The sequence below is a fragment of the Paenibacillus sp. SZ31 genome (assembly GCF_012912005.1).
Taxonomy (GTDB): Bacteria; Bacillota; Bacilli; order Paenibacillales; family Paenibacillaceae; genus Paenibacillus.
This window is the reverse complement of record NZ_JABBEA010000003.1, coordinates 373,621-400,213: the sequence shown is the minus strand read 5'-3', so window position 1 is coordinate 400,213 and position 26,593 is coordinate 373,621. Positions and strand designations below refer to the sequence as shown.

The window sequence follows — 26,593 nt, the reverse complement described above, 5'->3', positions numbered from 1 at the left end:
TTTTTTTGCTCTAAACACGTAGATTGTGATAATTCTCACATGTATAAAATAGGTAATCTGGCACAATACGTTCATCAACGTATTTGGTGGACAGACAGCGAAGGTGCAGCTTCAATGCCAGATACGCATACTGCGAAGTGAACAGAAAGAAGGGGTAACGGTATGGATCCGATTATGTTATCGCGTATCCAATATGCACTTACAACGATTTTCCATTTCTTTTTTGTGCCGCTATCCATCGGTCTTGTGCTGTTGGTTGCGATTATGGAGACGTTGTACGTTGTTAAGGGTAAGGAGATCTACAAAACGATGGCCAAGTTCTGGGGCAAACTGTTCCTGATTAACTTTGCCGTCGGGGTAGTCACAGGTATTCTGCAAGAGTTTCAGTTCGGTATGAACTGGTCAGAGTACTCCCGATTTGTCGGGGATGTGTTCGGTGCGCCACTGGCTATTGAAGCCCTATTGGCGTTTTTTATGGAGTCTACATTTATCGGATTGTGGATATTCGGGTGGGATCGTTTGTCCAAAAAAGTGCATCTGGCTTGTATCTGGCTAGTGTTCGTTGGCACATTCCTTTCCGCGCTGTGGATTCTGGCGGCCAATTCGTTTATGCAGCATCCCGTCGGGTTTGAGATTAACAACGGCCGAGCCGAGATGAATGATTTCTTTGCACTCATCACGAATGGTCAGCTTCTCGTTGAGTTCCCACATACAATCTTTGGGGCATTGATGACAGGGGCATTCGTCGTAACGGGTATCAGTGCCTACAAATTGATGAAAAAGCAGGATGTAGAGATCTTCCGCAAATCGTTTAATATTGCGATCATTATCGCTCTGGTTTCTTCATTCGGCGTTGCTTTCTCCGGTCACTTCCAGGCGCAATATCTGGTGGAGACACAGCCGATGAAGATGGCAGCCAGTGAGGGCACATGGACGACGACAGAAGATCCGGCACCATGGACGGTGGTCGCTTTTATTGATCCGGATAAACAGGAGAATGCGGGCGAGATCAAAATCCCCGGATTGCTCAGTTATCTGTCCTACAGTAAGTTCTCCGGTAGTGTCAAAGGCATGAAGGAGCTTCAAGCTGAGTATGAACAGACGTATGGACCGGGGGACTACATCCCGCCGGTACGTACAACGTTCTGGAGTTTCCGCATCATGATTGCAGCGGGTGGTTTGATGATTGCACTGGCGCTATACGGTACGTTTCTGGCCATGCGCAAGAAGCTGGAGGTCGCTGGGAAGTGGTTTATGCGTCTGATGGTGTTTGCCATCTCCCTGCCGTTTATCGCCAATACATCAGGTTGGATTATGACCGAGGTTGGAAGGCAGCCATGGACAGTATTCGGCTATATGACAACTGAAGCCGGGGTCTCACCGAATGTATCCGCAGGAATGATCTTGTTCTCGACCATTGCTTTTACCGCTGCGTATACGGTTCTCGGAATCGTGATGGTATACCTGTTCGTACGTGAGATCAAAGCAGGACCGTTTGCGGTCGAGAAGCCGGAAGATCACGATGAATCGGCCGATCCGTTCGGCGTGGATGGAGGTTATTCCGTTGTCACTAAGTGAGTTGTGGTTTTTGCTGATTGCCGTATTGTTTGTCGGGTTCTTCTTTTTGGAAGGTTTTGATTTTGGTGTGGGGATGTCTACAGGTATTATCGCCAAAACAGACCGTGAACGCCGGACCCTGATCAACTCGATCGGTCCGTTCTGGGATGGCAACGAAGTATGGCTGATTACAGCAGGGGGCGCGATGTTTGCTGCCTTCCCGCACTGGTATGCCACGTTGTTCAGTGGTTTTTACCTGCCACTCGTAGTGGTGTTACTCGCCTTGATTGGTCGCGGGGTTGCTTTCGAATTCCGCAGTAAAATGAAACAGCAGCGCTGGCGCAAAACGTGGGACATCATTATTGTTGTTTCCAGTGCGCTGTTACCTTTCCTGTTCGGGGTGGTCTTTGCCACGTTGATGAAGGGTCTGCCCATTGATGGGGAGATGCAGTTGCGCGCAGGATTCTTCGATATCGTTAATCCGTACACCGTGATTGGTGGCTTGAGCGTAACGCTGCTATGTCTGGTTCATGGATTGCTGTTTGCATCACTACGAACAGTAGGCGAACTCAGAGAGCGTGCCTTGAATACAGCGCAAAAATTGATGCTGCCGCTGGCTGCACTGCTCGCCGTTTACGCGTTAATGACGTATTTCATGACCGATGTGTTCACCGTACGCGGTTGGGCCCTCTGGATTATGGTTGTACTTGGTGCAGTCTCGCTTGCACTTGCGGCCTACTTCGTTCGTCAGAAGCGTGAAGGCTGGGCTTTCGGTATGACAGGGGCAGTGATTGCAATTGCCTTTGCCTCGGTATTTATCGGACTGTTCCCAAGAGTGATGGTGAGCTCCTTTGGAGCGGCATATGACCTGACCGTATACAACGCCGCATCCGGCGCTTATTCATTGAAAGTAATGACAATTGTAGCTTGCACATTGCTGCCGTTTGTTCTTGGTTATCAGATCTGGAGTTATTATATCTTACGCAAACGTCTGAACGAGCAGCACCACCTGGAGTACTGATATGGGACGGGGGCTGATGAAGCTGCCGGGCATCCGGCCGGTACTTGCGCTGGCCTCAGCGCTGGTGCTGCTACAGGCGATGACGATCATTATGCAAGCCAAATGGCTGGCACAGGCCATCACGGCATTGTTTGAAGGTTCATCCGTAACGGAGCAGTATCCTGTACTGCTGCTGTTCCTGGCTGCTTTTGCCGCCCGCTACGCCCTATCCTTCTGGTTACAACTCGTGACTTCACGATATGCGGAGAGAACAGGGACCGATCTGCGCAGACAGATGGTGGAGCAGTGGTTCAGGCTCGGGCCGCGTTATGCTAAGACAGAGGGCACAGGCCATCTGGTCACACTGGCACGTGAGGGGACAGCTCAATACAAGACGTATTTGGAACTATTTATTCCTCGCATGCTGGGCATGGGGTTCACCCCCATCGTCATTTTGCTGTATGTGTTCAAGCTGGATCTGATGTCCGGAGTTATTCTAATGCTGACACTACCAATCCTGATCGTGTTCATGATTCTAATTGGCCTCGCAGCTCAGCGGAAGATAGACGGACAATTTAGATCCTACAAAGCACTCGCTAACCATTTTGTCGATACCTTGCGTGGGCTGGAGACGCTAAAAACATTGGGACAGAGCAAAACACACGAAGGGTCCATTCTGCGGGTCAGTCAGCGGTATCGGAAGGCGACAATGTCCACCCTGCGAATGGCCTTTCTCTCTTCGTTTGCACTCGACTTCTTCACCATGCTGTCCGTTGCTTCGGTGGCGGTTGGTCTGGGATTACGTCTGACGGAGGGACATATGCTGCTCGGACCTGCGCTGACAGTACTGATTCTGTCACCTGAATATTTCCTGCCTGTACGTATGCTCGGCGCCGATTATCATGCCACATTAGACGGTAAGGAAGCCGGAGCGGCCATTAATTCGGTGATTGATCGGGGGAAAGCCGCTGAACAGAAACAGAAAGAAGCCTATGCAAATGTTGTTACGCATGCGGACATGGCAGAGGATGGGACGGGATCTGCATCATCGTTATCTTCGGGTAAAAGGAAAGCCGACACTTCGACCATACGCGTCGTATTGAACGATCAAACGGCTGTGGGGCATCTTGCTCCTGATCCTGCTTCTGTTTCTACTACTCCTGAGCTTGTTTCTTCCTCTTCCTCAGTGTTCTCTTGGAATGAGAATAGCAGATTGGCTCTAACGGATGTACAGGTACGACACGATGATGAAGGTCCTTCTTCGTTAAAGGATGTCACATTTCAAATCACGGGTCTTGGAAAAATCGGTATTATTGGCGCCAGCGGAGCGGGCAAATCCACGTTGATTGACGTATTGGCTGGATTTCAGCTGCCTACTTCAGGCCAAGTATTAGCCAACGGACAGCCTGTGACACAGGATATGCTTGAATCCTGGCGAAGACAGACGGCAGCTATCCCGCAGCATCCGTATATCTTTAGTGGAAGCCTGGCCGATAACGTTCGTTTCTATATGCCGGAGGCATCGGATGCGGAAGTGGCGAAGGCCATTAGCGCAGCTGGATTAACCAAGCTTCTGACCTCATTATCCGGTGGGTTGCATGAGCTCATTGGGGCTGGCGGCAGACAGCTCAGTGGTGGGCAGGAGCAACGGGTAGCGCTGGCGAGAGCCTTGCTTAGTCAACGGAACATTCTGCTGCTTGATGAACCGACAGCACATCTGGATGTGGAAACAGAGTATGAACTAAAACAGACGATGCTGCCGCTGTTTGAAGGCAAACTTGTATTTTTGGCTACCCATCGTCTGCACTGGATGCCGCATATGGATCGAATTATTGTCATGGACGGCGGCACAGTGGCAGAGACGGGAACACATCAGGAATTGCTGGCACGACAAGGCGTATATTATCAGATGACTCAGGCCCAGATGGAGGCGATATAAAATGAAGTCCGGATATGAACATATGGAGACCGTCCGTAACGGAAAAGAAAAAAATAGCTGGATTGCTCCGTATGTGGCACAGTACCGGTGGAGATTCATTGCAGTCATTGCGATGGGTACATGCGCTGCCTTGTGTGCGGTACTGCTGCTGTTCACCTCCGGATTTCTGATCTCCAAGTCTGCGCTGCGTCCTGAAAATATGCTGATGGTGTATGTACCTATTGTAGGTGTACGTGCATTTGGGATATTCCGCGCTGTCTTTCGATATATCGAGCGATTGGCAGGACATGATGCCGTACTGCGGGTGTTGGCCGATCAGCGGGTGAAGCTATATCGCATTCTGGAGCCGCAGGCCCTGTTCTTGCGCTCTCGCATGCAGACCGGAGATGTGCTTGGAGCACTCGCCGATGATGTGGAGCGGTTGCAGGATATTTATCTGCGGACAGTCTTCCCTGCGGTTACGGCGCTCGTGATGTACGGTGCAGCTGTGGTCGCCTTTGGCAGTGTTGATCTGGGATTTGCGTTGTGGATGGGTTTGTATATGTTATTTCTCGTTGCCGGGCTACCTGCGATCTCGCTGAAAGTGACGTGGAAATGGCGTGTACGGCTGAAAAAGGAAAACAGCACGTTGTATACCCGTCTGACCGACGGTGTGCTTGGGCTGGGAGATTGGCTTGCAAGTGGACGAGCCGCGGAATTTGTTCAGCAGCATGAGGAAGCGGAAGAACAGGTCGACGCAGTTCGTCGCAAATTGCGGCGCTGGACACGCTGGCGTGATCTGATAGCTCAGTGTGTCATTGGCCTGTTGGTGGTATCGGTTACGTTATGGGCCGGAAATGCCGCATCTATCGGACAATTGCCTGCTGTGATGATTGCTGCTTTTGTGCTGGTGTTATTTCCGCTCACGGAAACGCTCCTGCCTGTAGGGGATGCGGTGGAGCATCTTCCACAATACCGGGAATCGCTGGACCGCTTGAAACAGCTGGAAGGGAAAGAGCATCTTTCGGTGCAGAATGGAGCGGATGATGTTGACGGAACGGGCGAATCAATCTCTGTAGTAAAAAACGGCAATGGATTGGCTGGACAGCCATCGGAGTCCGTGCCAGCTGCGAATGATATCCCGGACAGACGAATTCGTCTTCGTATTCCGCCCAAACTAAGAGCAGACATCGAGATCAATCGTGTTAGTTACCGTTATGCATCGGATGATTCTTACGCCGTACAGGACATATCCCTTCATCTGCCACAAGGCAAACGATTAGCTATTCTTGGACGAAGCGGCGGTGGCAAATCGACATTGTTGAAGCTGATTCAGGGAGCATTGCTTCCGCCTGCGGGGAAAGTTCTAATTAATAATATGTCTGTGCAGACCCTGGGTGAGAGTGTCACTGATGTCATCGCGGTGCTGAATCAGAGTCCTCACCTGTTCGACACCACGGTAGCGAATAATTTGCGGATCGGGCGCCCGCATGCAACGGATGAGGAGATTTGTCAGGTAGCCGCGCAAGTAGGTTTATCTGGTCTGATCGAATCTTTGCCGCAGGGATATGATACGCCAATGCTGGAGACGGGTCTGCGTTTTTCCGGTGGGGAAAGGCAACGGATCGCCCTGGCCCGTGTACTGCTCCGGGAGACACCCGTTGTGATATTCGATGAACCGACGGTAGGGCTTGATCCGGTGACGGAACGCGAGCTGATGCGGACCATTCTGGATAGTTTGCAAGGCAAGACGATGATCTGGGTGACCCATCACCTGATTGGTGCGGAACAGATGGATGAACTTATTTTTATGGAAAATGGACAGATTGCTATGCAAGGTTCTCACGAACAATTGCTGGCTGGGGAAGAGAGATACCGCCGTCTCATCGAACTCGATCGGCCGGGGTGGACAGATCGACAGCAACAAGAACAACCGTTGCCTCCTGTAGCTTCGAGATAGGTGTGAGCCTGTGAGCACCGAACCATAAAAACATAACAAAGAGACGAGCCAAGGAAATCTTGGACTCGTCTCTTTTTACATTCGGATATGACCGCTTTTGTTGCGGATACTTACATCTCTACCAGCATCAAAATAATGGAGGAAAGGCACAGACAAGTGCTGACGAGATAGAGCACAGCAACAACCTGTTTGTGATTCAATCCGGCACGTAGCAGTCGATAATGAGCTTGACTCGCATCGGCCTGGTAGATCGCTTTACCTTGAATGAAACGTTTGATAACGACAAAGATGTTGTCGAAGATCGGTACACCGAGCGCCAGAATTGGAATGAAGATGGACAACATGGTCGCTTGTTTGAATGCACCATCCAGAGCGATAACCGCCAGAATGAAGCCAAGGAACGTAGCGCCTGCATCGCCCATGAACACTTTGGCAGGAGCTTTGTTGTACTTCAGATAACCGATGGTCACACCGACCAGAATGATCGACATGAGTGCGGAATCCGTTTGACCTTTGGCAAGCGCCACGATGAACAGGGTGATCGCCGAGATGGCCGATAATCCGCCAGCCAGTCCGTCCATGCCGTCCGAGAAGTTGATGACGGTTGTCACCCCGAAGATCCAGAGGATCGTGAGAATGAATTGCAGCCAGATCGGAAGCATGACATATTCCGCGTTAAAGGGATTCACGAATCCGGTGAACGCTATGCCAGAAGCGAATACGAGCACTGCCGCAGAGACCTGTACGAGCATTTTGGGCAGGGCAGGAAAATCTTTGCCTTTCGTTTTGTACCAGTCGTCGACGGTACCAATCGTTAGCAGAAGCATACCACCAGCGACCAGAGCCGCCGTTTCCCATGTGATTTCTTTCGTTAGAGCAATGTATGTCAGGAAAAATCCAGTAAATATCGCGTAACTCGCCGTGAGCGGGATCGGTTGCCTGTGCAGCTTACGCTCCACATCTTCCCGAGGCTTGTCCACAAAATCGAGCCGGTGAGCCAGTCGACCAAGCGGCGGAATAAGCAGAACCACGACAGCAAAAGACACTATAAAAGCCAGTATGTATACCATAAACTCGCTTGTTTCACTCCCATCTACCAATTTCCCCTTATTATACGAGTTAAACAGGAAATCTGTCGATGTCATTATTGTAACCAGACACACGTTAAGGTGAGCAGAATATCAGGTTTTAATGCATTTGAGGAAGATAGGAACCGAAATAATGATTTGCCGCTTCTGTATTATATCCATCATCGCCTTGCCAGGTTGCTGCAAAGACGAAATCACTGGAACCACCTTTGCCTTTTCGCGGTTTATCTCCAGGAGCCAATATTCCGGCTGCCGCCCAGATTTCCAGCAGGGCATCCCGCTCCTGTTTGCTGGAAGGAAAGAGATCCTTCCACTTCTTCTCGAGGGAACGTGCACTGTCCTTGGGGTCTTCCGTCTGAGCTGCTTCAAGTAGGTTAACAAGGATAGTTTGATCTTCAGGAGTTACTTCATAGTTAGTATCGTTGTCCTGGAGTAGTAATTCCAGATCCATCAGGCAGTAGAGCAACCAGCCATGACGAACCCCACCCCACTTGATCCGTTCAAAGTTCAGGACGTTTAAGTCGACGTTGGAATATTCCTTGTCTGACTGCAAACGCAAGAAGTTGCAATCTCCACAGGCACTGGTGTTAGGGTGAAGGGCAGGGCGTTCCGCATAGGTATGCAAAGGCATCTTCGACGTTAAAGCCCAGCTGGATAATGCGCTGCGCAGATAGACTTTTTTGGTGGACAGACTATGTAGAAAGGCCGAGATCACCCGTTCCTTGAACGAGTCATCCTGATGCATGGCGTACAGACGCTGGACAATCTTGTCATGCGTGATCGTGAGTGGATCGAACATAATGCCTTTGCTTTTGGCATATTCAAATTCATCTCCGGAGAAGGGTACAGAAGTTGTTTTCCAGCCACCACCTCCCCAGAAGGTGCTCAGTAGTATCTTTGCCGCCTTTTTGTCCATGTGGTTAGCCTCCTTTATGGGAATTGCGATTATGATCATTGTGATGCTTCTATCTATAAGATTGAACTAAAGAGCAATTATCCTTACCACTTCGATGACAGAACAACCTTCCGATCGCTGTTATCCCCCGAATTTTCGATTCACTTTTAAAAGGTGAAATTCTGGTGATAAAGGCGAAGCTTATGCTTTCGAAGTAGCTTTCTTGCAGAAAGCTTTTAGCTCCGCTTCTTCAGGTTATTTCTGCCCTCTACGTTCTTGTCTAAAGGGTTAGTTCAATTTATCTGGGGCCTGTGTTACGTATTCCTCGGTTGTATTCAGAATCATCTCGACGAGACCTGGAAAACGTACGTCTAATTCTTCCTTTCGTAGGGAATAAAAGTGCTGTTTACCTTCAATGCGCGGCTGGATCACGCCAGCTTCGCGTAAAATTTTGATGTGATGGGACAACGTGGATTTGGAAATATGGTCTACTTCGAAGGCAGAACAATTTTTCTCGCCAGAGCTGGCTAGGCAGTGTGCAATTTTCATGCGGATCGGATCACCCAATGCATTGCAGACCGTAGTCAGTTTCAATTCCGAAGCCATAGGTATCGTTGGAGTTCTCATATCTATGACGTTAGCATAATCGGCCACACCTTTCAATGTTTGAAAAATTTCGAACTATATAAGTTGAACTACAACTATTACACATGGTTACTCCGATTGCAGTACCATCTTTCGATCGCTCTTATCCCCAGATTTTCTTTATTCCCTTGGTCCAAGGGAAAAATCCGGTGATAAATGCGCACGCTTCGCTTCTTCAGATTGGTTCTGCACTCTCCGTTTTAGTGTAAAAGTCGGTCTCAATTTATATATTTCTTGCGGGCGGTATAAGAAGTGTGTTACATTTCTTTTCAGTTAGTTCGAAAATATTCGAACTGTAAGATTGAAAAACGGCTTTTTATTTTAGGAGGAATATGAATGAGTACCACAAGTACTACTACGATGTTGAACAACTATTTCCGTTTATTTGATGCTTCACGTACAGACGAGCGCGCCATGCAGGACTTATTGTCCCTGTTTACACCGGACGCAGAGATTGTACTTAACGGCACAAGCCGAACGGGATTCGACGGTTTCATGAAAGCTTTCTACGAGTACAATAAAGATGTAAAACATATGTGGGATGCGTGGGTGCAACAGCCTGACGGCAGCTACCAGACCAACTGGGCGGTATGCGGACAAGCGGCGGACGGAACGGTATATGCCAAAGCAGGCATTGATATCGCACGTGTGAATGAGGCAGGGCAGATTGTGTACCTGGAGAATGTACAAGCCGACCAGAATGCGTTCAGCAAGTATAATCAGTAATAGCGCAGTGTAAATAAGTAATAATGAAATGGTTAGAAAACGAAGCTCCACAGTCTTTCAAGCTGTGGGGCTTTTTTTGTAATATTTAGCTAATTTGAAAGGCGCTGATGAGGACGGGGGCTTCATCTATCGAATAGCACAGTTTCCAAAAGAAAATTGGTACATAAAAACAGTATGTGAAGATCTGATTTGTAAATGAAAAAGACCCTCCCGCATGTCCAAAACATGGCGGGAAGGTCCTCGTGAACGTGCATAAAACTAGTCGTTAGAGTCGAATGTTAATTTGAGCCGGACGCAGCTTAGGAGAATGGTGATTCGCTGCACGGTAACGATGCTCTGTCAATTCTAACGAACCCGAGACGCGCTATTGGACGAAAATCGGCATAAGTCAAATTCTAATGAATCGTAGAGACGTTATTTTCTGGGAATTCTCACTTTAGAACAGTTTTCCGCCACTAAAATTCGATATAAGGTGGCTCAGGTTCGTTAGATTTTGAAAACACGCGAAAAGCTTCAAATAAGACGTCTACGATTCGTTAGCTATCCCATCGCATCACTACCCTTGCATCGTCTTGTTCTGAAAAGCGGCGATATCCGCATACTCCTCTTCAAACTTACGGGAGATGCGGATGAAGATCGGCAGTAGCTCCCGGTAGACGCGGACACTTTCTGGATCAGGCTGGTGCCGATGCGTTGATCCGATCATGCCGGAGACGGCACTCAGGGAATCGATGCGGCCCAGAGCATACAAGCCCAGTACGGCTGCGCCGAGACAGGAGCTTTCAATGCTTTCGGGGATGATGACATCCTGATCGAAAATATCGGCCATCATCTGTCGCCACAACTCAGAGCGGGCGAAGCCGCCTGTGGCTTGGATTTTTTTCGGCCGACCGATTTTTTCTTCAATCGCGAGCATGACCGTGTACAGGTTGAACAACACACCTTCGAGCGCAGCGCGAATCATATGTTCCTTCTTATGATGTAGCGTCAGGCCGAAGAACGAACCGCGTGCATTGGGATTCCAGAGCGGGGCCCGCTCACCCGTCATGTACGGATGGAACAAAAGGCCTTCCGAACCCGGAGGTACATTTTCCGCTACACGAGTGAGCACTTCATATGGATCGATGCCAAGTCGCTTGGCCGTCTCCACCTCGGAAGCCGCAAACTCGTCCCGAATCCAGCGGAAAATAACACCACCATTGTTCACTGGTCCGCCAATGACCCAGGCATCCTCCGTGAGCGCATAACAGAAGAAGCGTCCTTTTGGATCGGTCACCGGTTTGTCCACCACCGTACGAATCGCGCCACTGGTACCAATAGTCACGGCCACGACGCCTGGATCAATGGCGTTCACGCCCAGATTGGAGAGCACACCATCACTGGCCCCGATGACAAATGGTGTGATGACTGCAATGCCCATCTCCTTGGCGTACTCCGGGTGCAACCCATGTTTCAGCACATGTGTCGTCGGTACCAATCGGGACAGGTGTTCCGGGGTAATGCCCGCCACATGGAGCGCTTCGTCATCCCAGTCGAGTTTTTCCAGATTCATGAGTCCGGTGGCGGAGGCCATGGAGTGATCAATGACGTATTCAGAAAATAATTTATAGAAGACATATTCTTTCATGGATATGAATTTGTGGGTCTGTCTGAACAGTTCCGGTTGATCCCGAGTGAGCCACATGATCTTGGTGAGTGGGGACATCGGATGAATCGGCGTACCTGTTCTTAGATAGATCTCATGACCATTCATCTCGGATTTGAGTACTTCGGTCCACTCGGCACTGCGATTATCTGCCCATGTCATAGCCCGCATCAGCGGTTTGCCGTGTTGATCGACTGGCAGAATGCTGTGCATGGCTGAACTGAAGGATACAAACAGGATATCATCTGGCTTCACTCCCGCTTTGGAAGTGGCCTGTTTAACGGATTCGATGACTGCTTTGAAAATATCTTCCGCATCCTGCTCCGCAATCGCAGGTGTGGGGGTGTGCAGCGGATAATCGGCACTGCCTTGTGCCACAATGGTTCCGTTCTGTTCGAACAAGACGGCCTTGGTGGAGGTCGTGCCGATATCTACGCCGATCATATAGGGTGAAGAAGCCATTTTGTCATCCCTCTTTCTTAAATATATAAGTGAATGAATGCTGTTACACGTTAACACTTCGGGTACAGAAAGCCTTCCGATCGCCGTTATCCCCAAATTTCTTGATTCCCTCTTCAAAGGGAGAAATTTGGTTATAAATGCGAACATTCCATTTCTTCAGGCCCTTTCTGTCCCCTTCGCGCACGTGGTGCTATTCATCCAACTTATATGGCATCTGTTATTTCATCTATAGATAAGAATATCAGACTTGAGGGATGGATCAAAATGCCAGAATTTTAATCCTTCACCGCCCCTGCGGCAATATCCGAGATAAACTGGCGGCTGATGAACAGGAACATAACGATGAGCGGAATGACGGCAAGCAACGTACCTGCGATGACCATTGCATAGTCTGTGTTATACAATCCGTTCAATTGAGACAACGCAATCTGCAACGTGTATTTGCGTTCATCTGTCAGGACGATCAAAGGCCACAGATAATCATTCCATACACCAATAAAGGTGAAAGCGCCGAGGAAAGCAAAGGCAGGTCGCAAGATTGGCAACGCCACGTTCCAATAGAGTCGGAAGAAATTACAGCCGTCGATGCGACCCGCATCCAGGAGATCGTTCGGAATGGACTCCGTGGCATACTGGCGTATCCAGAAGATACCGAAGGCGTTCACCATGCCGGGAATAATGAGGGCTTTGAAGGAACCGACCCAGCCGAACGTGGCCATGAGCACGAAGGAAGGCACCAGCGAGAGCTGGGAAGGTACCATCATGGTCGCGAGCAGCAGGATGAAGAGCCACTTTTTGCCGGGAAATTCAAACTTCGCAAACGCAAACCCCGCCAGTGAGTCAAAAAACAGCACCAGGATCGTGACTAAGCCCGACACAAACAACGTATTTAGAAAAGCGCCCCAGAAATCAATCTGCTGCAATACCCGCGTGATATTATTCCATAGTTCACCGCCGAACCAGAGCTGGGGTGGGAACTTGTAGATATCGGACGTTGTCCGGGTGGACATTACAATCAGCCAATAGAACGGGAACATGGATATGAGCATGCCCCCGATAAGACCGGTATACAACACCAGCGATTTGAGGTGTTTGGTCGCCATGTGCGCTCCCCCTTATCACATCAGGATGATTTGCCTTGAACAAGCTTCCAGTTCACAATCGAGAACAGGGCGATAATGAGGAACATGCCCCAACCAACGGCAGCGCCATATCCGAAGTAATTGTTAATGAAGGATTCACGGTAGAGGTACAATACAATCGTCATGCCTGCTGCACCAGCGCCACCATCATTACCTACCAATACTTGAGGCTCGGTGAACAGTTGCATACCGCCGATGGTTGATGTAATGACGGTAAACAGGATCACAGGACGCAGCATCGGAATTGTAATTCGGAAAAAGGACTGTATCGCTGATGCGCCGTCAATCTTGGCCGCTTCGTATAACGTCTGCGGGATACTCTGAAGTCCGGCAAGATAGATGACGGCGTTATATCCGGTCCAACGCCAGACCACCATGGAGGAGATTGCGACTTTAATGCCCCATGGTGCATTAAGCCACTCCACAACAGGTAGCCCGACCGACTGCAACAGATAATTGAGAAAGCCATAATTGTTGGCAAATAAGGCACCGAAGATAATGGCTACCGCCACAATGGATGTGACGTTCGGTAGGAAATAACCGACCCGGAATAGGGTGCGGAACTTCACAAATGGTGCATGCAGCAGAAAGGCAATAATCAGGGCGAAGAAGAGCATCGGAATCGTCGAATAGATCCAGATCATGAATGTGTTACCCACAGCTTGCCAGAACTCGGCATCGGTCAGCAGGTATTTGAAATTGTTAAGCCCGTTGTACGTCATGACACCAATACCATCCCACTTATGAAAAGCCAGATAAAGTGAGAACCCGATCGGGAACAGGCCAAATACCGCAAACAGAATATAAAACGGTGATATCGCAACATAGAGTGCACGGTGCTCCCACATTCTGGCCCACAGTGACTTCTGCCGATCCAGATCAGGTCTTGCATTTCCGGGATCGGGAGTAAGACGAGGTTCAGTTACAGCCATATGAATTCCTCCTTTGCGGATAACGAAACCACACGTTCTTCAGGTTAACGCTGCAATTCCCGCTCGACGCGGTGTACCGTATCTGTCCAGACCTGCTGTGGATCGGCATTTTGTTTCGCCACATCATTCAGCCGCCGGGTGATAATGTTGTGTACGGATGGGTATCTTTCGCCAAAAAAAGCATCCGGCACTTGCTGTGCCGATTCGGCAAATACAGGACCTGTCGCCTGTCCGCCGAAGAAAGGTTCTTCCTCTTTCATGGCAGGGTCATCAAACACACCTGGTGCGGAAGGGAACAGGTTCAATGTCTGATATTGCTCCAACTGATTCTCGGGACTTTGTAGCCAGCGAACCAGTTCAAAGGCTTCCTGAGGATGCTCACTCGACTTCAAGATGGACAGGAATGATCCTCCGTTATTGCCATCTCCCCCTGGTGCCCGAGCAACTCGCCATTTTCCCGATGTATCCGGAGCGGCTTCCTGAAGCACTTGTTTCATCCAAACAGCGCCCACGAACGAGGCAATCTCGCCATTATTCATCGCTGCGTTCCAGCCCGGAGTCCAGCCGTCTGCATTGGCAAGTAGTCCCTTCTCTTTGAAGGCAATGGATGTATCCCAGCTTGTTCGCACCAGAGCGGAATCCATGCCGATGAATGAACCATCTGGACGGAAATAACGTTCAGCTCCTTGCGACAGCACCTGGTTGTAAACGCTTCCAATGTTATCGGTCAGAAATACCTTGCCTCCGAATTTCTCCTTGATCTGTTCTCCGGCAGAGGCATATGCATCCCAGCTGTTAATCTGACGTGTAACGTCCTCGGGATCAGAGGGCAATCCGGCTTCCTTGAAGAGATCTTCACGATAGAAGAGAGCTGTAGGTCCCGTATCCATCGGGAACCCGATCATCTGTCCGCTTGGCGTAACGCCTTGCTTCCATTTCCACGGCAGATACTGGTCTTCAATATCGCCTGCACCGAGGTCATACAGATTATAGAAACGGTCCTCACTGGGGAATAGCTCCATGATCCAGTCGTTCAATGCCACAATGTCTGGTTCACCTGAGCGTGCAGCGAGTGTTGTTTTGAGCTTTGCCTTGAAATCACCGCCGATTTTCTGAGCTGTCAGTTCAATGTTGGGGAACTTTTCCTTAGCCCTGGCAATCAACTTATCATCGATGGAACGGTTCCAGTACCATAATGTAAGCGTTACCTTTTTGTTGTTCGCTGAATCGTCCTGTCCGGGCCAGATGGAGCATCCGCTTATGAGCAGGACGCAGACCATCAGTATGGCTGTCCAGCAAGTTCTTTTCCGGCGGATCATGTGCATTACCCCCTCATCATTAAGTTCGAGGCATGAAGTGCTTTGGACTACAACATTAGTGTATGAGCAGTTTATAAACTCATACCCAATATTCCTGAAATGAAACACATATTTGTGACCATTGCGTAACATAAATTGGGTAGTTACTTTAAAAATAAAAGTTACTTGACACATTATATTTTTTATTCTAAACTAACTTACATAAAGTAACTAATGATGATGAGAATAATATAGATACGTACTATATAACGTCCAAGTGATCCATTTTCGCTTTGGATGCGAATCAATCAACAGACAAGTTGGCCTAAACAGGAGGAACGACAATGATCAATTCACATATTATTCAACTGCTTGCCCCCAAAATTCAGACTTTTCCGAGTGGAAAAGAGTTCATATACCTCGTGGGACCGATTAAGCTCCCGGTAAACCTTGATGGGGAGACCAAGACATTCCAGTGGTATAGCTGGATGAAGTCAGACAAAGCAATGGAGAGCGGCGAGTTAATTGAATCTCTTGCTGCTGCTGAGTTGGCAGAGCGCCAGCAATCCAGTGTCCTGGTGTATGGCGACTTTGCCGAAGCACAGGATGCGCTTATTCGCATGCATAGTATCTGTCATACAGGCGACATCTTTGGCAGCAAACGCTGTGACTGTGGCTTCCAACTGGAGCAATCCATGAAGATGATTGCCGCTCACGGAGCGGGTGCACTATTCTACCTTGCGAACCATGAAGGCCGTGGCATCGGTCTGTTCAGCAAAGCTATGGCGTACATTTTGCAAGAAGAAGGTCTGGATACGGTAGATGCGAACTTGCAGCTCGGATTCACGGACGATGCTCGTAATTATGACGATGCGATTGCAGTGTTGCGTGCACTTCGGTCCGCACCGGTTACATTGATCACGAACAACCCACGGAAGCTGGCTGCTTTGCAGGAAGCGGGATTGAATGTGGGCGGACGTGTCCCACTGTGGGGAGATCGTTCTGCTTTCAACGAGAAATATCTGCAAACGAAAGTGAACCGTTCTGGTCACTTGGCGGAAAGTGATGGCTGGGCTGGGGCAGAGACGCTGCTTCCGCATGCGCAGGCTTAATCATTACTCATTGAACATATACGATTAGCTGATTAGCCGTTGTTGTACTCTCCGCCATGGAGAAGTATACAGCGGCTTTTTTGCATGGATAATAGCGTAGCGCTTCGATTTTCCTGATTCACGGAAGGCTTGCCGTTCGTACAGTACGGATTATACAATATAGGCATCTGATGAATGCGGGAGGAACCAAGGTGCCATTTGAGGGACAACGTATGTTGCCAGCTGCGAAGAGCATGAAGCAGTTTGAAGCGATGATTGAAGGCCCTTATACCTATGGGGTGATGCTGGAAACGCATATTGCACAGCTTCAGAGTGTAATGGACGAGGCGCGGCGGTATGACAAAAAGATACTTTTGCATGCAGATCTGGTCCAGGGATTGAAAAACGATGAGTATGCGGCAGAGTATCTGTGTCAGCACATTCGCCCGGCAGGATTGATCTCTACGCGAGCAAGTGTTATTCAGAAGGCGAAGCAGAAGGGTATTACAGCGATTCAACGTATCTTTCTGCTGGACACCCATGCCTTGGAGAAGAGTTATCTGCTGTTGGCCAAAACCCAACCTGATTATATTGAAGTACTACCTGGCGTCATTCCGCATATTATTGCGGAAGTATCTGTACGTACAGGTATCCCCATTATTGCTGGGGGACTGATTCGTTCACCGGAAGAGGTTGAACTTGCACTTGGTGTTGGAGCAACGGCAGTGACCACATCCAACGCAGATCTGATCCGACACTTTGAGCAATCGCTTACACCGTAAAAAGAACCCACAACAGGAGGTTGTCTGTATGGAAAAATATATATTGGCTCTGGATCAGGGAACGACAAGCTCCCGAGCTATTCTGTTTAATCGCGGCGGGGAGATTGTGCACATTGCACAGCAGGAATTCCCTCAATATTTCCCCAAACCGGGCTGGGTAGAGCAGAATGCCAACGAAATCTGGAGTTCCATTCTAGCCGTGATGGCATCGTGTCTCGCAGAGAGTGGGATCAAGCCTGTCCAGATTGCCGGAATTGGAATTACGAATCAGCGGGAGACCGTTGTGGTGTGGGACAAAGAAACCGGCAGACCCATCTATAATGCGGTGGTCTGGCAATCCAGACAGACCGCAGACATCTGCGAAGAATTGAAGACGCAGGGTCTCGGGGACCTTTTCCGCCGCAAGACAGGATTATTGATCGATCCCTACTTCTCAGGAACGAAGGTCAAGTGGATCCTGGATCATGTCCCTGGTGCACGGGAGCGAGCCGAGAAGGGTGAATTGCTATTTGGCACGATTGATAGCTGGCTGATCTGGAAACTGAGTGGGGGTACACATGTCACGGATATATCCAATGCCTCACGTACCTTGATCTATAACATCTATGATCTGCAATGGGATGACGAATTGCTGGCTATTCTGGACATTCCTAAGGCCATGCTGCCAGAAGTACGAGGTTCATCCGAGGTATATGCACACACAACAGATTATCATTTCTTCGGTCATCGGATTCCGATTGCGGGAGCGGCAGGAGATCAGCAGGCAGCGATGTTTGGTCAGGGCTGTTACACCAAGGGCAGTATGAAAAATACATATGGGACCGGTTGTTTCATGCTTATGAATACGGGAGAGAACCCGGTACAATCCGATCACGGACTGATTACGACGATTGCCTGGGGGATGAATGGCAAGGTTGAATATGCGCTTGAAGGTAGCATTTTCGTTGCAGGGTCTGCGGTTCAGTGGCTGCGTGACGGATTAAGGATGCTTCGCTCTTCAAAAGATAGTGAGGAATACGCCTCACGTGTGCCTTCGACAGACGGTGTTTATATGGTACCTGCATTTGTGGGACTGGGCAGCCCTTATTGGGATAGTGAGGTTAAAGGTGCGGTGTTTGGTCTGACCCGTGGCACGACGAAGGAACACTTTATCCGGGCTACGCTGGAGGCGTTGGCATATCAGACCAAAGATGTATTGGAGGCAATGGAATCCGACTCAGGTATTCCCGTGCATGCTCTGCGTGTTGATGGCGGCGCGGCGGCCAATGATTTCCTTATGCAATTCCAGAGTGATATTCTGGGCATTCCTGTCGAACGACCGACCGTGAATGAAACGACGGCATTGGGTGCGGCTTATCTGGCAGGGCTGGCGGTTGGATATTGGACGAGTGCGGATGAATTGACGGATCATGAAAATACCGAGCGTGTCTTCCAGCCTGGTATGGCTGAGGAACAACGGACAGAACTGTATACAGGCTGGAAGCGTGCAGTGAATGCAGCAATGGCTTTTAAATAAAAGAAATGAAATGAAATTGAACTTCAATCCTCACGATGTGGGTATTTGTACTTTTTCGCTAAACTTATGTTATAAATGATATTTACTGGTGGAAAATGATGCACAATTTACAGGGTTATTCTTCCTGGAGAAGCAAAACCATATACCCACTATAAGGGAAATATTAAGGTTAGTGGATTCATTTGAAATTCCATCCTTTGGCAGAACAACTTTTTGAATATTTTTTGAATAATGTGTCATTTCAGGACTTCACGCCGTCAAAAATCTGTGATAGGATAAAGGCACAAGTTAAAAAATGATGTCTGGAGATCGGGAGGGACCACGTGCCGCTCAGCAATTGCTGAGCGAATGACGTGGTCCTTTTTTTGTTTTTTTGCGGAAACATAAAGGGAATCAATGGGAGGTTCAAGGATGGCAGAAACATTCTCGTCAGCACACCGGACCGAATATTTGCAAAGCATGGCGAATGCACATTTTGACGTATTAATTATTGGCGGTGGGATTACAGGCACAGGGATTGCATTGGATGCGGCTTCCCGGGGATTGAAGACAGCGCTTGTAGAAATGCAGGATTTTGCAGCAGGTACATCCAGTCGTTCGACCAAGCTTGTCCATGGCGGATTGCGTTATTTGAAGCAATATGAAGTGAAGATGGTTGCGGAGGTAGGACGGGAGCGGGCTGTAGTCTACGAGAATGGGCCACATGTGACCACACCAGAACCGATGTTGCTACCGATCTATACGGCAGGTACGTTCGGCCGCTTCAGCACATCCATTGGACTGATGGTATATGATCGGCTCGCCGGGGTGAAGCGCAGTGAACGGCGCCAAATGTTGAATGCTGGAGCGGTGTCAGATAGTGAACCTTTACTACGCAAGCAGGGACTGTTGGGTGGTGGGCTCTATGTGGAGTACCGGACAGACGATGCCAGGCTTACCATTGAAGTCATGAAAGAAGCTGTCAAACGTGGGGCACAGGCAGTGAACTATGTGAAGGCGACAGGTTTCCTGAAGGAGAATGGTAAAATTACAGGTATTGAAGCCATGGATCAGATCGGTGGCCAGACCTATACCCTGAAAGCAAGCAAGGTAATCAACGCTTCCGGCCCCTGGGTGGATGGACTGCGGGAATTGGATGGTTCGCGCCAGGGGAAAACGCTACAGATGACCAAAGGCATTCACTTGGTCTTTGACGGTGAACGATTCCCGTTAAGACAGGCGGTCTATTTTGATACACCAGATGGTCGAATGCTGTTTGCTGTCCCACGTGATGGCAAAACCTATGTAGGGACAACCGACACCGTATATCAGGACGATCCTGCACACCCCCGAATCTCCGACTCCGACCGTGATTATGTCATTAATGCAGTCAATGGCATGTTTCCGGATGTACAGATCGGTATCGAAGATGTGGAATCCGGATGGGCGGGTGTACGTCCACTTATTCATGAGGAAGGCAAGAATCCTTCCGAAATTTCACGTAAAGATGAAGTCTGGGTCTCTGATTCCAATCTGATTACGATTGCCGGGGGCAAATTAACCGGATACCGCAAAATGGCGGAGATGGTTGTTGATCTGGTCGCGCGTCAGATGGAGCAGGAGCACGGACATTCTATAGGCCCTTGCGTAACGAAGAAGATGCCTATCTCCGGCGGTGACGTAGGGGGTTCGGCTGGGTTCGTATCCTATGCGGAGCGCAAGATCAAGGATGGTGTTGCCTTGGGGCTTGCTCGACCTGCTGCGGAGCGGCTGGTCCGCACGTATGGTTCCAATGTGAAGGCACTGTATGAGCGATTGCCTGATCCGCGGACGAAGGCCGAGCTTCATGGCATGCCACAGGAGCTGCTGTTGATGCTATGTTACGCGATCGAAGAAGAGATGGCAGTAACCCCGTCAGATTTTTTAGTACGAAGAACAGGAGATTTATTTTTCCGTATTGATGAAGTCCGTCGTTATAAGGCAGCGGTTAACTCCTATATGGCCGGGCGTTTGAACTGGTCTGAAGAGCAAGCGGTCATGCATGCACAGGAACTGGATCAGCTATTGTTGGAAGCATCCGGCAAAATCTGAGGCAGGATTTCAAGGCTAAGAGTCGAATGGAACATGTAAGCGTGTAACACAGAGAGGGGATTACATCCATGACATTACAGATCGGAATCATTGGAACAGGCTGGTTCAGTAAGGTACATGCGGATATTCTCGCACGAATGGAAGGTGTTCGTGTTGCGAGTGTCTGTGGAACAACGTTGGAAAAGGCAGAGGCTATGGCCTCCGTCTATGATGCTGTTGGTTACGGTGAACTTGAACATATGCTGGATGGTGAAAAACTGGATGCGGTGTATATCTGTGTGCCTCCGATGTCTCACGGATCGATTGAATCCGAATTGAATCGTCGCGGAATTCCATTCCTGGTGGAGAAGCCGCTGAGTACTGGAATGGACGTACCGCGTCAGGTGTTGGATCAGGTACAAAAGAGCGGATTGTTAACCTCTGTCGGATATCATTTCCGTTATCAGGAGGCTGCTCAGGTACTACAACAAGCAATGAAAGAACAGACGGTCGGCATGGCTCTTGGCCGCTGGATGGGTGGAATGCCAGGGGTTGCCTGGTGGCGGCGTCAGGATGGTTCAGGAGGACAATTCGTGGAGCAGACTACACATATTGTAGACTTGCTTCGGTATTGTGCAGGAGAAGTTACGGAGGTATATGCCGTAGCAGCTCAGCGCAGCATGCATGAGAAGCATGAGCATGTCACCGTTGCCGATGTGGCAAATGTGACGCTTAAGCTGGAAAGTGGAGCGATTGCCAGTATCGCCAATACATGTCTGTTGCCAGACGGAGAGGGCGGCGCAGGGCTACAGTTCTACACGGATGCAGGCGTGTGGGATTGGACGCCGGAACGTTTGCTTCTGCCAAGTGCCGCATCACATGCGATGGCAGGTCTGGAAATTCCGGCAGGACATAATCCATACGAGCGTGAGAATGAAGCGTTCATTCACGCCCTGCGTACGGGAGACCGTTCACGGATTCTGTCCGATTATGCGGATGCCTGTCGTACACAGGAGATTACGACGGCGGCACTGGCATCGGCAGATTCCGGCCTGCCGGTACAGCTTCAGCCTTCAAAGCATCTTTCTCATTAATAAAAGTTGAATGTAATATAAATACGCCTGAATCAGGAACTGATCCGTGTAGATCAGCCTGATTCAGGCGTATTTATGTTGAGTGGAATGTCATGGATCAGGAATCCATATTACTCGGATTTCTGCTGTTTCAACCAGTCGGAAGACCAGCTGTAGATCTGATCAATGACTGGTTCAATGGCTCTGCCTTTAGGTGTTAATTCATACTCTACACGAGGAGGAATCTCGGGAAACATGTGCCGGGTTACGATACCTTCCGCCTCCATTTCCTTCAATCGCTCCGATAAAAGTCGTCCACTGATCGCCATCTCTGCTTCAAGCTCCGTAAACCGCTTGGGTCCAGACAACAGTTGGTACATGATTAACAGTACCCACTTCTTGCCTATAATGTCTATGGCCTGAGTGATCATACAGGGACTTGGTGCTTTTACTTTTTTCAGCTTCAACGTATTCACCTCGATTCATGATCATTTTCTTCAAAGTTGTATATGAAAGGACATGATTTCTGCCGCTTTAAGAATAGGGGACACCCAAGTAAATGAGGGTTACTACAAAATATACTGTAACATACCTTTTGTATGTATTATACATCATACAGTGAAAAATTACTTGAAGAAATTATATTATTATTATATACTTACTTCATAAAAGTAAGTTGCTGATAAATAATACCTATAATATGAACGCGTACTATTTTGGAAGTGAATGAGACTGACCATATGAAAACAGAGTTACCTTTGGGGAACTTTTACATAGATTCTTTTTTACTATTTATCGCAAACTTAATCATCCCATAGTAGGAACATACAATTCGTTATAGGAGGATATACATATGAACAAAATTTTGGGTTATGTTTTTCTAGTTGTGCTTGCAGGGGTATTCGTCATGACAGGGTTTAACAAGATTAGTGGGGCAGACATGATGATTCAGACATTCGAAAGTTTCTCTTATCCGACATGGACCATGTATCTGCTGGGCGCTGCGGAGTTGCTTAGTGCAGTAGGACTGCTGATTCCACGGACTCGCATCCTAGCTTCAGGCATACTGACATTCATTCTGATTGGGGCCGTGGGAAGTCATCTGATCTATGCACAATATGCTGCTGTTCCGTTCCCGGCTGTACTGTTGGTAGCTAACATTATTGTCCTGGTTGTGGGCATGCGCAGATTGGAAGAGGAAGAAGAATATATGGACGCGATTCAGGCGTAAGCGAAAGATAAGGATTACATTAATTGGGCTAGTTCACCGAGGAGAAGGATATTCCCTTTAACAGAAATGTAATACGCGGATGCCTATACAGAAGATGACCACTGCCAATGAGCGGTGGTCATCTTTTTATGTTAGACTCCGTTTGGCGCGTGTGACGATTCGCAGCGTATGTTTGGTATCCGACTGCTGAATCCAAGTGGTACAGATCTGCCGCACCCACTCCGGGTTCGTCTTGCTGGCATCGTTCAGCCAGTTACTTACTGAATCCTGTACATACTTATGGGCATCCGATTTCACTGCGTCAAGTAAGGGGAGGGCCGCTGTCGGGTTCTCTTTTAGCTCCGGAATATGTTTGGCCCAGACACCACGCGGCCTAGTAGATTCTATGGCAAAGCGACGGATGAGTGGATCAGGGTCATTGTACCATGATATTAAATTTTGCAAGGCTGTGGATAATTCTGCAGAGATGGACTCCCGTACAGCCATCCAGGCGATTTCTCTTACACCAAAGTGATGATCTGCTGCAAAGGGCTGAATATGCTCCAGTTTTTCAGTCAGGTTCAGACGGGAATCCAGTCCAATGATATAAGCCCCCCAGCAGCGAACGCTATCTGAACGATGTTCTGCAATGGAACGGAAGAGCATTGTTTGTTCGTTGATTGCTAGGCGTTTCAACACATCAAGCCATTGCATACCTATGGCCGGAATGATTTTCATAATCCGTTGTTCATTCATCTGTTTTAACTGCTCACTGATTTCTTTAGTCTCAGCATCCATGCCCCATTCGTGGGTAATCTTCTGAAAAAGAAGAACATGATCTACTGCCAGCCATTCGGTCAAATTGACCGATTCGATATGTCCGGCTTGTAGCCAATTGCGAATATACTCTGGAATTTCTGTTGCTTTACGGGCACCTTTGCGAGAAAGAACGTCATCAGGGATAAACAGATCTGACTTAACATTCAACGATATACTCCTCCTTGGTTGTATAGACTCATGAGCTATACAATACAACTAGCTGGAGAACAGAGATGTAAGGCAGCTTACAACTGGGCAGTGATTCTCCGGAGGGTAGCGATTTCGTCACGATGAAGGGAGACTGATTTGAATCCGGTACGGATACGGCCTGCTTTTGCTAAGTCTCGCATGACAATCGTAACCGATTCCCGTGTGGCTCCCGCCATCCAGGCAATCTCCTGATGAGTAAGCGCGAGCTGAATCCGGCAATACTCATTCTCTTCAATCCATCCAATCTGTTTGGCCAGCCGGTAAAGATTATGTATCACCTTTTCATGCAGGTTTCCGAGCGCGAGCGTCTGTGTCAACTCGCTCATTCGCCTCATCCGCTCACTTAGTACGTTCATCAGTCTCATCATAAATTGTGGATGTTCAATCAGAAACTGCTCAAAACGTTGCTTGTCCATCAGGCAAATATCACACTCCTCCATTGTTTCGATATAAACGGCACGTGTTCCGAGGGAGATTCCGTTCATTTCTCCAAACACATTACCTTCCGTCAAAATATCGAGAGTGAACTGCTTGCCCTCCGGGTTCAATGTATATAAACGAACCTTTCCCCGTTTTACAAAATAGAAACCCTCTGTAAACGTATGCGGGGTCTGGATTTGTCTGTTTTTAGGTATGGTCGTTATGGAAGTCATTCCATCCATTTCAATCAGGTCAGCCTCTGATAAGGAGGACATCAGGTCGAATTGTGATAAATACAAGATTTTATCCATAGGACTCCTTCCCATTACGATATGAATATAAAAAAAAGAAGAACCCACGAAACACAACGGGTTCTCTTGCAGCGGGACTTCCTGAATTGGAAGGTCTTCTGACTATAAATGATCGAATGCCATTCTTATTATAGTAACTTTTTTAATTGAGAGACGCGTCCTTGGCTAATGCCAAGCTTTTCCGCAATTTGCTGTTGAGCCAAACCGGGATTCTGTTCAACAATTTCTTTCATCTGTTGCAGCATGCGTGCCGTCTTCGGCCGCAGGTCCGGGTATTCTGGGTTGTCAGCGGTGGTCCCTTCTTCCCTAGCGGGAGATGAGACTGAGGCGGATTTGGTAGCAGGACGCTCCACGGGTGCAGGAGCCTGTTTGTTCTGAGGTATGGACCAGTTGGGAGAGTCATCCGGGTGTTTTAATTGAGTTGCACAAGTCCGGCAGATGAATTGCTCTTTGAAATACATTTCCGTATCTACATCACCGCAAAAAATACATAATGTTGATTTGTACTTTCTTAAAATCAACTCTTTCCCTTCAATGAAAAACTCAAGCGGATCGCCGATATGGATTTCCATCGTATCCCGCATTTCTTTGGGAAGGACAATTCGTCCAAGACGGTCCAGAGATCTCTTCATTCCGGTTCTTTTCATCGCATCTCCCCCGCAATATTCACAATTAAAACCTGTCCTTATTGTAAGGAAGAAAGGGCTTTAATACAACAATAATATTTCAAAAAAGTGGGATAATTCCATCTATTATGGGAAAATAAGTTTGGAAAGGATGGGTGCAATGGCTAAAGTGAACAATGCGGCGAGCACCATGGAGATACTGGAGATGGTACCTGTCAGGGAACTCAGTTCAAACGCCTTGGATGTCCCTGTGCCATGGGCACCGGTTCCAAACAGTGTGCCTCGTGCAATCTCCCCATCGATGCGCAGCATTTTGACGATCGAAGGTCCCATAATCACCCCGAGCAGGCCTGTCATAATAACAAAAACAGCTGTCACTGCGGGAATGCCACCGATTGTAGCCGATACGTTCATGGCAATGGGTGTTGTAATGGAGCGCGGGATCAAGCTGTGGATTAGCCCTGAATCCAGGCGTAACCATTTGGCGAGCAGGGCAGAAGAAAGTACGGCAACGACCGAGCCGGTCATGACACTGAAGACAATCTCGGAAATATGTTTTTTGAGTACATGGAAAAAGGTGTAGAGTGGTACGGCAAAAGCCACGGTGGCCGGTTGAAGCAGCAGACTCAGCCATTTGCCGCCACTGCTATAAGTGGTATAATCCGTTCCGGTTGCGAGCAATATGCCAACGACAAGCAGTGGCGTAATGAGCAGCGGAGACAGATATACTTTTGGCAGATTGCGATACATTCGTTTGGTAACCCAATAGATACCGACGGTTAACAACAGGCAGAGGAATCCAATCATCCGGTGTGACGCTCCTTTCGTTTGGCAATTCGTGTAGCAACCAGACCTGTGCAGGACATGACCAGGAATGTACTAAGCAGTACGATGAATAAAATCTGCAATCCGTCATGCTCCAGCATGGGCATATAGTTCATGATGCCAACGGCTGACGGGATAAAAAATAACAGTAGTTCACCGAGCAGCCAGGCAGCTCCAACTTCAATCCAGCGCAGCTTCACGACACGAGTCTGAAGCAGAATGAATAACACGACCATACCGAGGATCGAACCCGGTACAGGAAGATGGAGAGTACGGGCCAACAGGTCCATGAGCAGTGAAAAAACCATTAAGAGCGCAACCTGTGCAATACCAAGGCCCCATTTTTTCACTTCAATCCCTCCTTGTATAATCAACGTAATCGTTTAAGTTATT

General features: G+C 48.6%; 24 protein-coding genes. 11 read left to right on the top strand and 13 right to left on the bottom strand.

Annotation, left to right across the window (positions count from 1 at the left end):
- Window positions 1–162 precede the first annotated feature (162 nt).
- From HF638_RS09185 to cydC, 4 genes are read left to right on the top strand one after another with little or no spacing between them, the layout of a single operon-like run.
- Window positions 163–1,578 (top strand): cytochrome ubiquinol oxidase subunit I, encoded by a 1,416-nt coding sequence (locus HF638_RS09185; RefSeq protein WP_169479925.1) that lies wholly within the window; start codon window positions 163–165, stop codon window positions 1,576–1,578.
- Window positions 1,523–2,578: a cytochrome d ubiquinol oxidase subunit II gene (gene cydB / locus HF638_RS09180; RefSeq protein ID WP_248278081.1), complete on the top strand. Its 1,056-nt coding sequence runs from the start codon at window positions 1,523–1,525 to the stop codon at window positions 2,576–2,578. Before HF638_RS09185 ends, cydB begins: the two co-directional genes overlap by 56 nt.
- A gap of 1 nt (window position 2,579) precedes the next feature.
- Window positions 2,580–4,496, top strand: a complete 1,917-nt coding sequence (cydD, locus tag HF638_RS09175) for a thiol reductant ABC exporter subunit CydD (RefSeq protein ID WP_169479924.1) — start codon at window positions 2,580–2,582, stop codon at window positions 4,494–4,496.
- 1 nt (window position 4,497) lies between these two features.
- A complete protein-coding gene (gene cydC, locus HF638_RS09170; RefSeq protein ID WP_211175563.1) occupies window positions 4,498–6,435 on the top strand; it encodes a thiol reductant ABC exporter subunit CydC in 1,938 nt (645 codons plus the stop codon).
- A gap of 110 nt (window positions 6,436–6,545) precedes the next feature.
- On the opposite strand, the gene HF638_RS09165 is transcribed toward cydC, so the two are convergent.
- From HF638_RS09165 to HF638_RS09155, 3 genes are all read right to left on the bottom strand, one after another.
- Window positions 6,546–7,505 carry an MraY family glycosyltransferase gene (locus HF638_RS09165; protein WP_062836785.1) on the bottom strand — a complete coding sequence of 320 codons (960 nt, stop codon included), beginning with the start codon at window positions 7,503–7,505 and terminating at the stop codon, window positions 6,546–6,548.
- Between the two features lie 118 nt (window positions 7,506–7,623).
- On the bottom strand, window positions 7,624–8,439 hold the full coding sequence (locus HF638_RS09160) for a hypothetical protein (RefSeq protein WP_169479923.1): 816 nt from the start codon (window positions 8,437–8,439) through the stop codon (window positions 7,624–7,626).
- Window positions 8,440–8,706: 267 nt separating this feature from the next.
- The gene (locus HF638_RS09155; protein WP_211175562.1) at window positions 8,707–9,024 is read right to left on the bottom strand and encodes an ArsR/SmtB family transcription factor; all 318 of its coding nucleotides are present in this window, start codon (window positions 9,022–9,024) and stop codon (window positions 8,707–8,709) included.
- A gap of 375 nt (window positions 9,025–9,399) precedes the next feature.
- Here HF638_RS09155 and HF638_RS09150 point away from each other — a divergent pair, with 375 nt between their 5' ends.
- On the top strand, window positions 9,400–9,789 hold the full coding sequence (locus HF638_RS09150) for a nuclear transport factor 2 family protein (RefSeq protein ID WP_169479921.1): 390 nt from the start codon (window positions 9,400–9,402) through the stop codon (window positions 9,787–9,789).
- 556 nt (window positions 9,790–10,345) lie between these two features.
- Here HF638_RS09150 and gntK read toward each other — a convergent pair.
- From gntK to HF638_RS09130, 4 genes are all read right to left on the bottom strand, one after another.
- Window positions 10,346–11,896 carry a gluconokinase gene (gene gntK / locus HF638_RS09145; protein WP_169479920.1) on the bottom strand — a complete coding sequence of 517 codons (1,551 nt, stop codon included), beginning with the start codon at window positions 11,894–11,896 and terminating at the stop codon, window positions 10,346–10,348.
- Window positions 11,897–12,171: 275 nt separating this feature from the next.
- The gene (locus tag HF638_RS09140; protein WP_036612996.1) at window positions 12,172–12,999 is read right to left on the bottom strand and encodes a carbohydrate ABC transporter permease; all 828 of its coding nucleotides are present in this window, start codon (window positions 12,997–12,999) and stop codon (window positions 12,172–12,174) included.
- 20 nt (window positions 13,000–13,019) lie between these two features.
- On the bottom strand, window positions 13,020–13,886 hold the full coding sequence (locus HF638_RS09135) for a carbohydrate ABC transporter permease (protein ID WP_481856147.1): 867 nt from the start codon (window positions 13,884–13,886) through the stop codon (window positions 13,020–13,022).
- 128 nt (window positions 13,887–14,014) lie between these two features.
- Window positions 14,015–15,289: an ABC transporter substrate-binding protein gene (locus HF638_RS09130; RefSeq protein ID WP_169479919.1), complete on the bottom strand. Its 1,275-nt coding sequence runs from the start codon at window positions 15,287–15,289 to the stop codon at window positions 14,015–14,017.
- Window positions 15,290–15,612: 323 nt separating this feature from the next.
- Between HF638_RS09130 and HF638_RS09125 the strand changes: the two genes are divergently transcribed.
- The 5 genes from HF638_RS09125 to HF638_RS09105 all read left to right on the top strand — a co-directional run bounded on the left by HF638_RS09125 (window position 15,613) and on the right by HF638_RS09105 (window position 21,800).
- A complete protein-coding gene (locus HF638_RS09125; protein WP_169479918.1) occupies window positions 15,613–16,380 on the top strand; it encodes a GTP cyclohydrolase II in 768 nt (255 codons plus the stop codon).
- Between the two features lie 191 nt (window positions 16,381–16,571).
- The gene (locus HF638_RS09120) at window positions 16,572–17,141 is read left to right on the top strand and encodes a glycerol-3-phosphate responsive antiterminator (RefSeq protein WP_169479917.1); all 570 of its coding nucleotides are present in this window, start codon (window positions 16,572–16,574) and stop codon (window positions 17,139–17,141) included.
- A 28-nt stretch (window positions 17,142–17,169) separates the two neighbouring features.
- Window positions 17,170–18,657: a glycerol kinase GlpK gene (gene glpK, locus HF638_RS09115; protein ID WP_169479916.1), complete on the top strand. Its 1,488-nt coding sequence runs from the start codon at window positions 17,170–17,172 to the stop codon at window positions 18,655–18,657.
- A gap of 411 nt (window positions 18,658–19,068) precedes the next feature.
- A complete protein-coding gene (locus tag HF638_RS09110) occupies window positions 19,069–20,727 on the top strand; it encodes a glycerol-3-phosphate dehydrogenase/oxidase (RefSeq protein ID WP_282435650.1) in 1,659 nt (552 codons plus the stop codon).
- Window positions 20,728–20,795: 68 nt separating this feature from the next.
- Window positions 20,796–21,800 (top strand): Gfo/Idh/MocA family protein, encoded by a 1,005-nt coding sequence (locus HF638_RS09105; protein WP_169479915.1) that lies wholly within the window; start codon window positions 20,796–20,798, stop codon window positions 21,798–21,800.
- Window positions 21,801–21,910: 110 nt separating this feature from the next.
- On the opposite strand, the gene HF638_RS09100 is transcribed toward HF638_RS09105, so the two are convergent.
- Complete coding sequence (locus tag HF638_RS09100; RefSeq protein WP_169480049.1) at window positions 21,911–22,210, bottom strand: winged helix-turn-helix transcriptional regulator; 300 nt, start codon at window positions 22,208–22,210, stop codon at window positions 21,911–21,913.
- Between the two features lie 422 nt (window positions 22,211–22,632).
- Here HF638_RS09100 and HF638_RS09095 point away from each other — a divergent pair, with 422 nt between their 5' ends.
- Window positions 22,633–23,010 (top strand): DoxX family protein, encoded by a 378-nt coding sequence (locus HF638_RS09095; RefSeq protein WP_169479914.1) that lies wholly within the window; start codon window positions 22,633–22,635, stop codon window positions 23,008–23,010.
- 126 nt (window positions 23,011–23,136) lie between these two features.
- Here the strand turns inward: HF638_RS09095 and HF638_RS09090 are convergent, their stop codons facing one another.
- The 5 genes from HF638_RS09090 to HF638_RS09070 all read right to left on the bottom strand — a co-directional run bounded on the left by HF638_RS09090 (window position 23,137) and on the right by HF638_RS09070 (window position 26,550).
- A complete protein-coding gene (locus HF638_RS09090) occupies window positions 23,137–23,976 on the bottom strand; it encodes a DNA alkylation repair protein (RefSeq protein WP_211175560.1) in 840 nt (279 codons plus the stop codon).
- A gap of 77 nt (window positions 23,977–24,053) precedes the next feature.
- Window positions 24,054–24,749, bottom strand: a complete 696-nt coding sequence (locus HF638_RS09085; protein ID WP_169479913.1) for a Crp/Fnr family transcriptional regulator — start codon at window positions 24,747–24,749, stop codon at window positions 24,054–24,056.
- A 128-nt stretch (window positions 24,750–24,877) separates the two neighbouring features.
- On the bottom strand, window positions 24,878–25,396 hold the full coding sequence (locus HF638_RS09080; protein WP_169479912.1) for an AbrB/MazE/SpoVT family DNA-binding domain-containing protein: 519 nt from the start codon (window positions 25,394–25,396) through the stop codon (window positions 24,878–24,880).
- Window positions 25,397–25,501: 105 nt separating this feature from the next.
- Window positions 25,502–26,182 carry a CidB/LrgB family autolysis modulator gene (locus HF638_RS09075; protein WP_169479911.1) on the bottom strand — a complete coding sequence of 227 codons (681 nt, stop codon included), beginning with the start codon at window positions 26,180–26,182 and terminating at the stop codon, window positions 25,502–25,504.
- The gene (locus HF638_RS09070) at window positions 26,179–26,550 is read right to left on the bottom strand and encodes a CidA/LrgA family protein (RefSeq protein ID WP_017691758.1); all 372 of its coding nucleotides are present in this window, start codon (window positions 26,548–26,550) and stop codon (window positions 26,179–26,181) included. Before HF638_RS09070 ends, HF638_RS09075 begins: the two co-directional genes overlap by 4 nt.
- Window positions 26,551–26,593 lie beyond the last annotated feature (43 nt).

What these genes read in the sequence shown, in the direction of transcription:
- HF638_RS09105 (WP_169479915.1), top strand. Translation starts at nt 20,796, where the DNA reads ATGACATTACAGATCGGAATCATTGGAACAGGCTGGTTCAGTAAGGTA.
- HF638_RS09140 (WP_036612996.1), bottom strand. Translation starts at nt 12,999, where the DNA reads ATGGCGACCAAACACCTCAAATCGCTGGTGTTGTATACCGGTCTTATC.
- gntK (WP_169479920.1), bottom strand. Translation starts at nt 11,896, where the DNA reads ATGGCTTCTTCACCCTATATGATCGGCGTAGATATCGGCACGACCTCC.
- HF638_RS09165 (WP_062836785.1), bottom strand. Translation starts at nt 7,505, where the DNA reads ATGGTATACATACTGGCTTTTATAGTGTCTTTTGCTGTCGTGGTTCTG.
- cydC (WP_211175563.1), top strand. Translation starts at nt 4,498, where the DNA reads ATGAAGTCCGGATATGAACATATGGAGACCGTCCGTAACGGAAAAGAA.
- HF638_RS09075 (WP_169479911.1), bottom strand. Translation starts at nt 26,182, where the DNA reads ATGATTGGATTCCTCTGCCTGTTGTTAACCGTCGGTATCTATTGGGTT.
- HF638_RS09155 (WP_211175562.1), bottom strand. Translation starts at nt 9,024, where the DNA reads ATGGCTTCGGAATTGAAACTGACTACGGTCTGCAATGCATTGGGTGAT.
- HF638_RS09100 (WP_169480049.1), bottom strand. Translation starts at nt 22,210, where the DNA reads ATGATCACTCAGGCCATAGACATTATAGGCAAGAAGTGGGTACTGTTA.
- HF638_RS09125 (WP_169479918.1), top strand. Translation starts at nt 15,613, where the DNA reads ATGATCAATTCACATATTATTCAACTGCTTGCCCCCAAAATTCAGACT.
- cydB (WP_248278081.1), top strand. Translation starts at nt 1,523, where the DNA reads ATGAATCGGCCGATCCGTTCGGCGTGGATGGAGGTTATTCCGTTGTCA.
- HF638_RS09080 (WP_169479912.1), bottom strand. Translation starts at nt 25,396, where the DNA reads ATGAAAAGAACCGGAATGAAGAGATCTCTGGACCGTCTTGGACGAATT.
- HF638_RS09110 (WP_282435650.1), top strand. Translation starts at nt 19,069, where the DNA reads ATGGCAGAAACATTCTCGTCAGCACACCGGACCGAATATTTGCAAAGC.
- HF638_RS09095 (WP_169479914.1), top strand. Translation starts at nt 22,633, where the DNA reads ATGAACAAAATTTTGGGTTATGTTTTTCTAGTTGTGCTTGCAGGGGTA.
- HF638_RS09150 (WP_169479921.1), top strand. Translation starts at nt 9,400, where the DNA reads ATGAGTACCACAAGTACTACTACGATGTTGAACAACTATTTCCGTTTA.
- HF638_RS09085 (WP_169479913.1), bottom strand. Translation starts at nt 24,749, where the DNA reads ATGGATAAAATCTTGTATTTATCACAATTCGACCTGATGTCCTCCTTA.
- HF638_RS09135 (WP_481856147.1), bottom strand. Translation starts at nt 13,886, where the DNA reads ATGTGGGAGCACCGTGCACTCTATGTTGCGATATCACCGTTTTATATT.
- HF638_RS09130 (WP_169479919.1), bottom strand. Translation starts at nt 15,289, where the DNA reads ATGATCCGCCGGAAAAGAACTTGCTGGACAGCCATACTGATGGTCTGC.
- cydD (WP_169479924.1), top strand. Translation starts at nt 2,580, where the DNA reads ATGGGACGGGGGCTGATGAAGCTGCCGGGCATCCGGCCGGTACTTGCG.
- glpK (WP_169479916.1), top strand. Translation starts at nt 17,170, where the DNA reads ATGGAAAAATATATATTGGCTCTGGATCAGGGAACGACAAGCTCCCGA.
- HF638_RS09160 (WP_169479923.1), bottom strand. Translation starts at nt 8,439, where the DNA reads ATGGACAAAAAGGCGGCAAAGATACTACTGAGCACCTTCTGGGGAGGT.
- HF638_RS09185 (WP_169479925.1), top strand. Translation starts at nt 163, where the DNA reads ATGGATCCGATTATGTTATCGCGTATCCAATATGCACTTACAACGATT.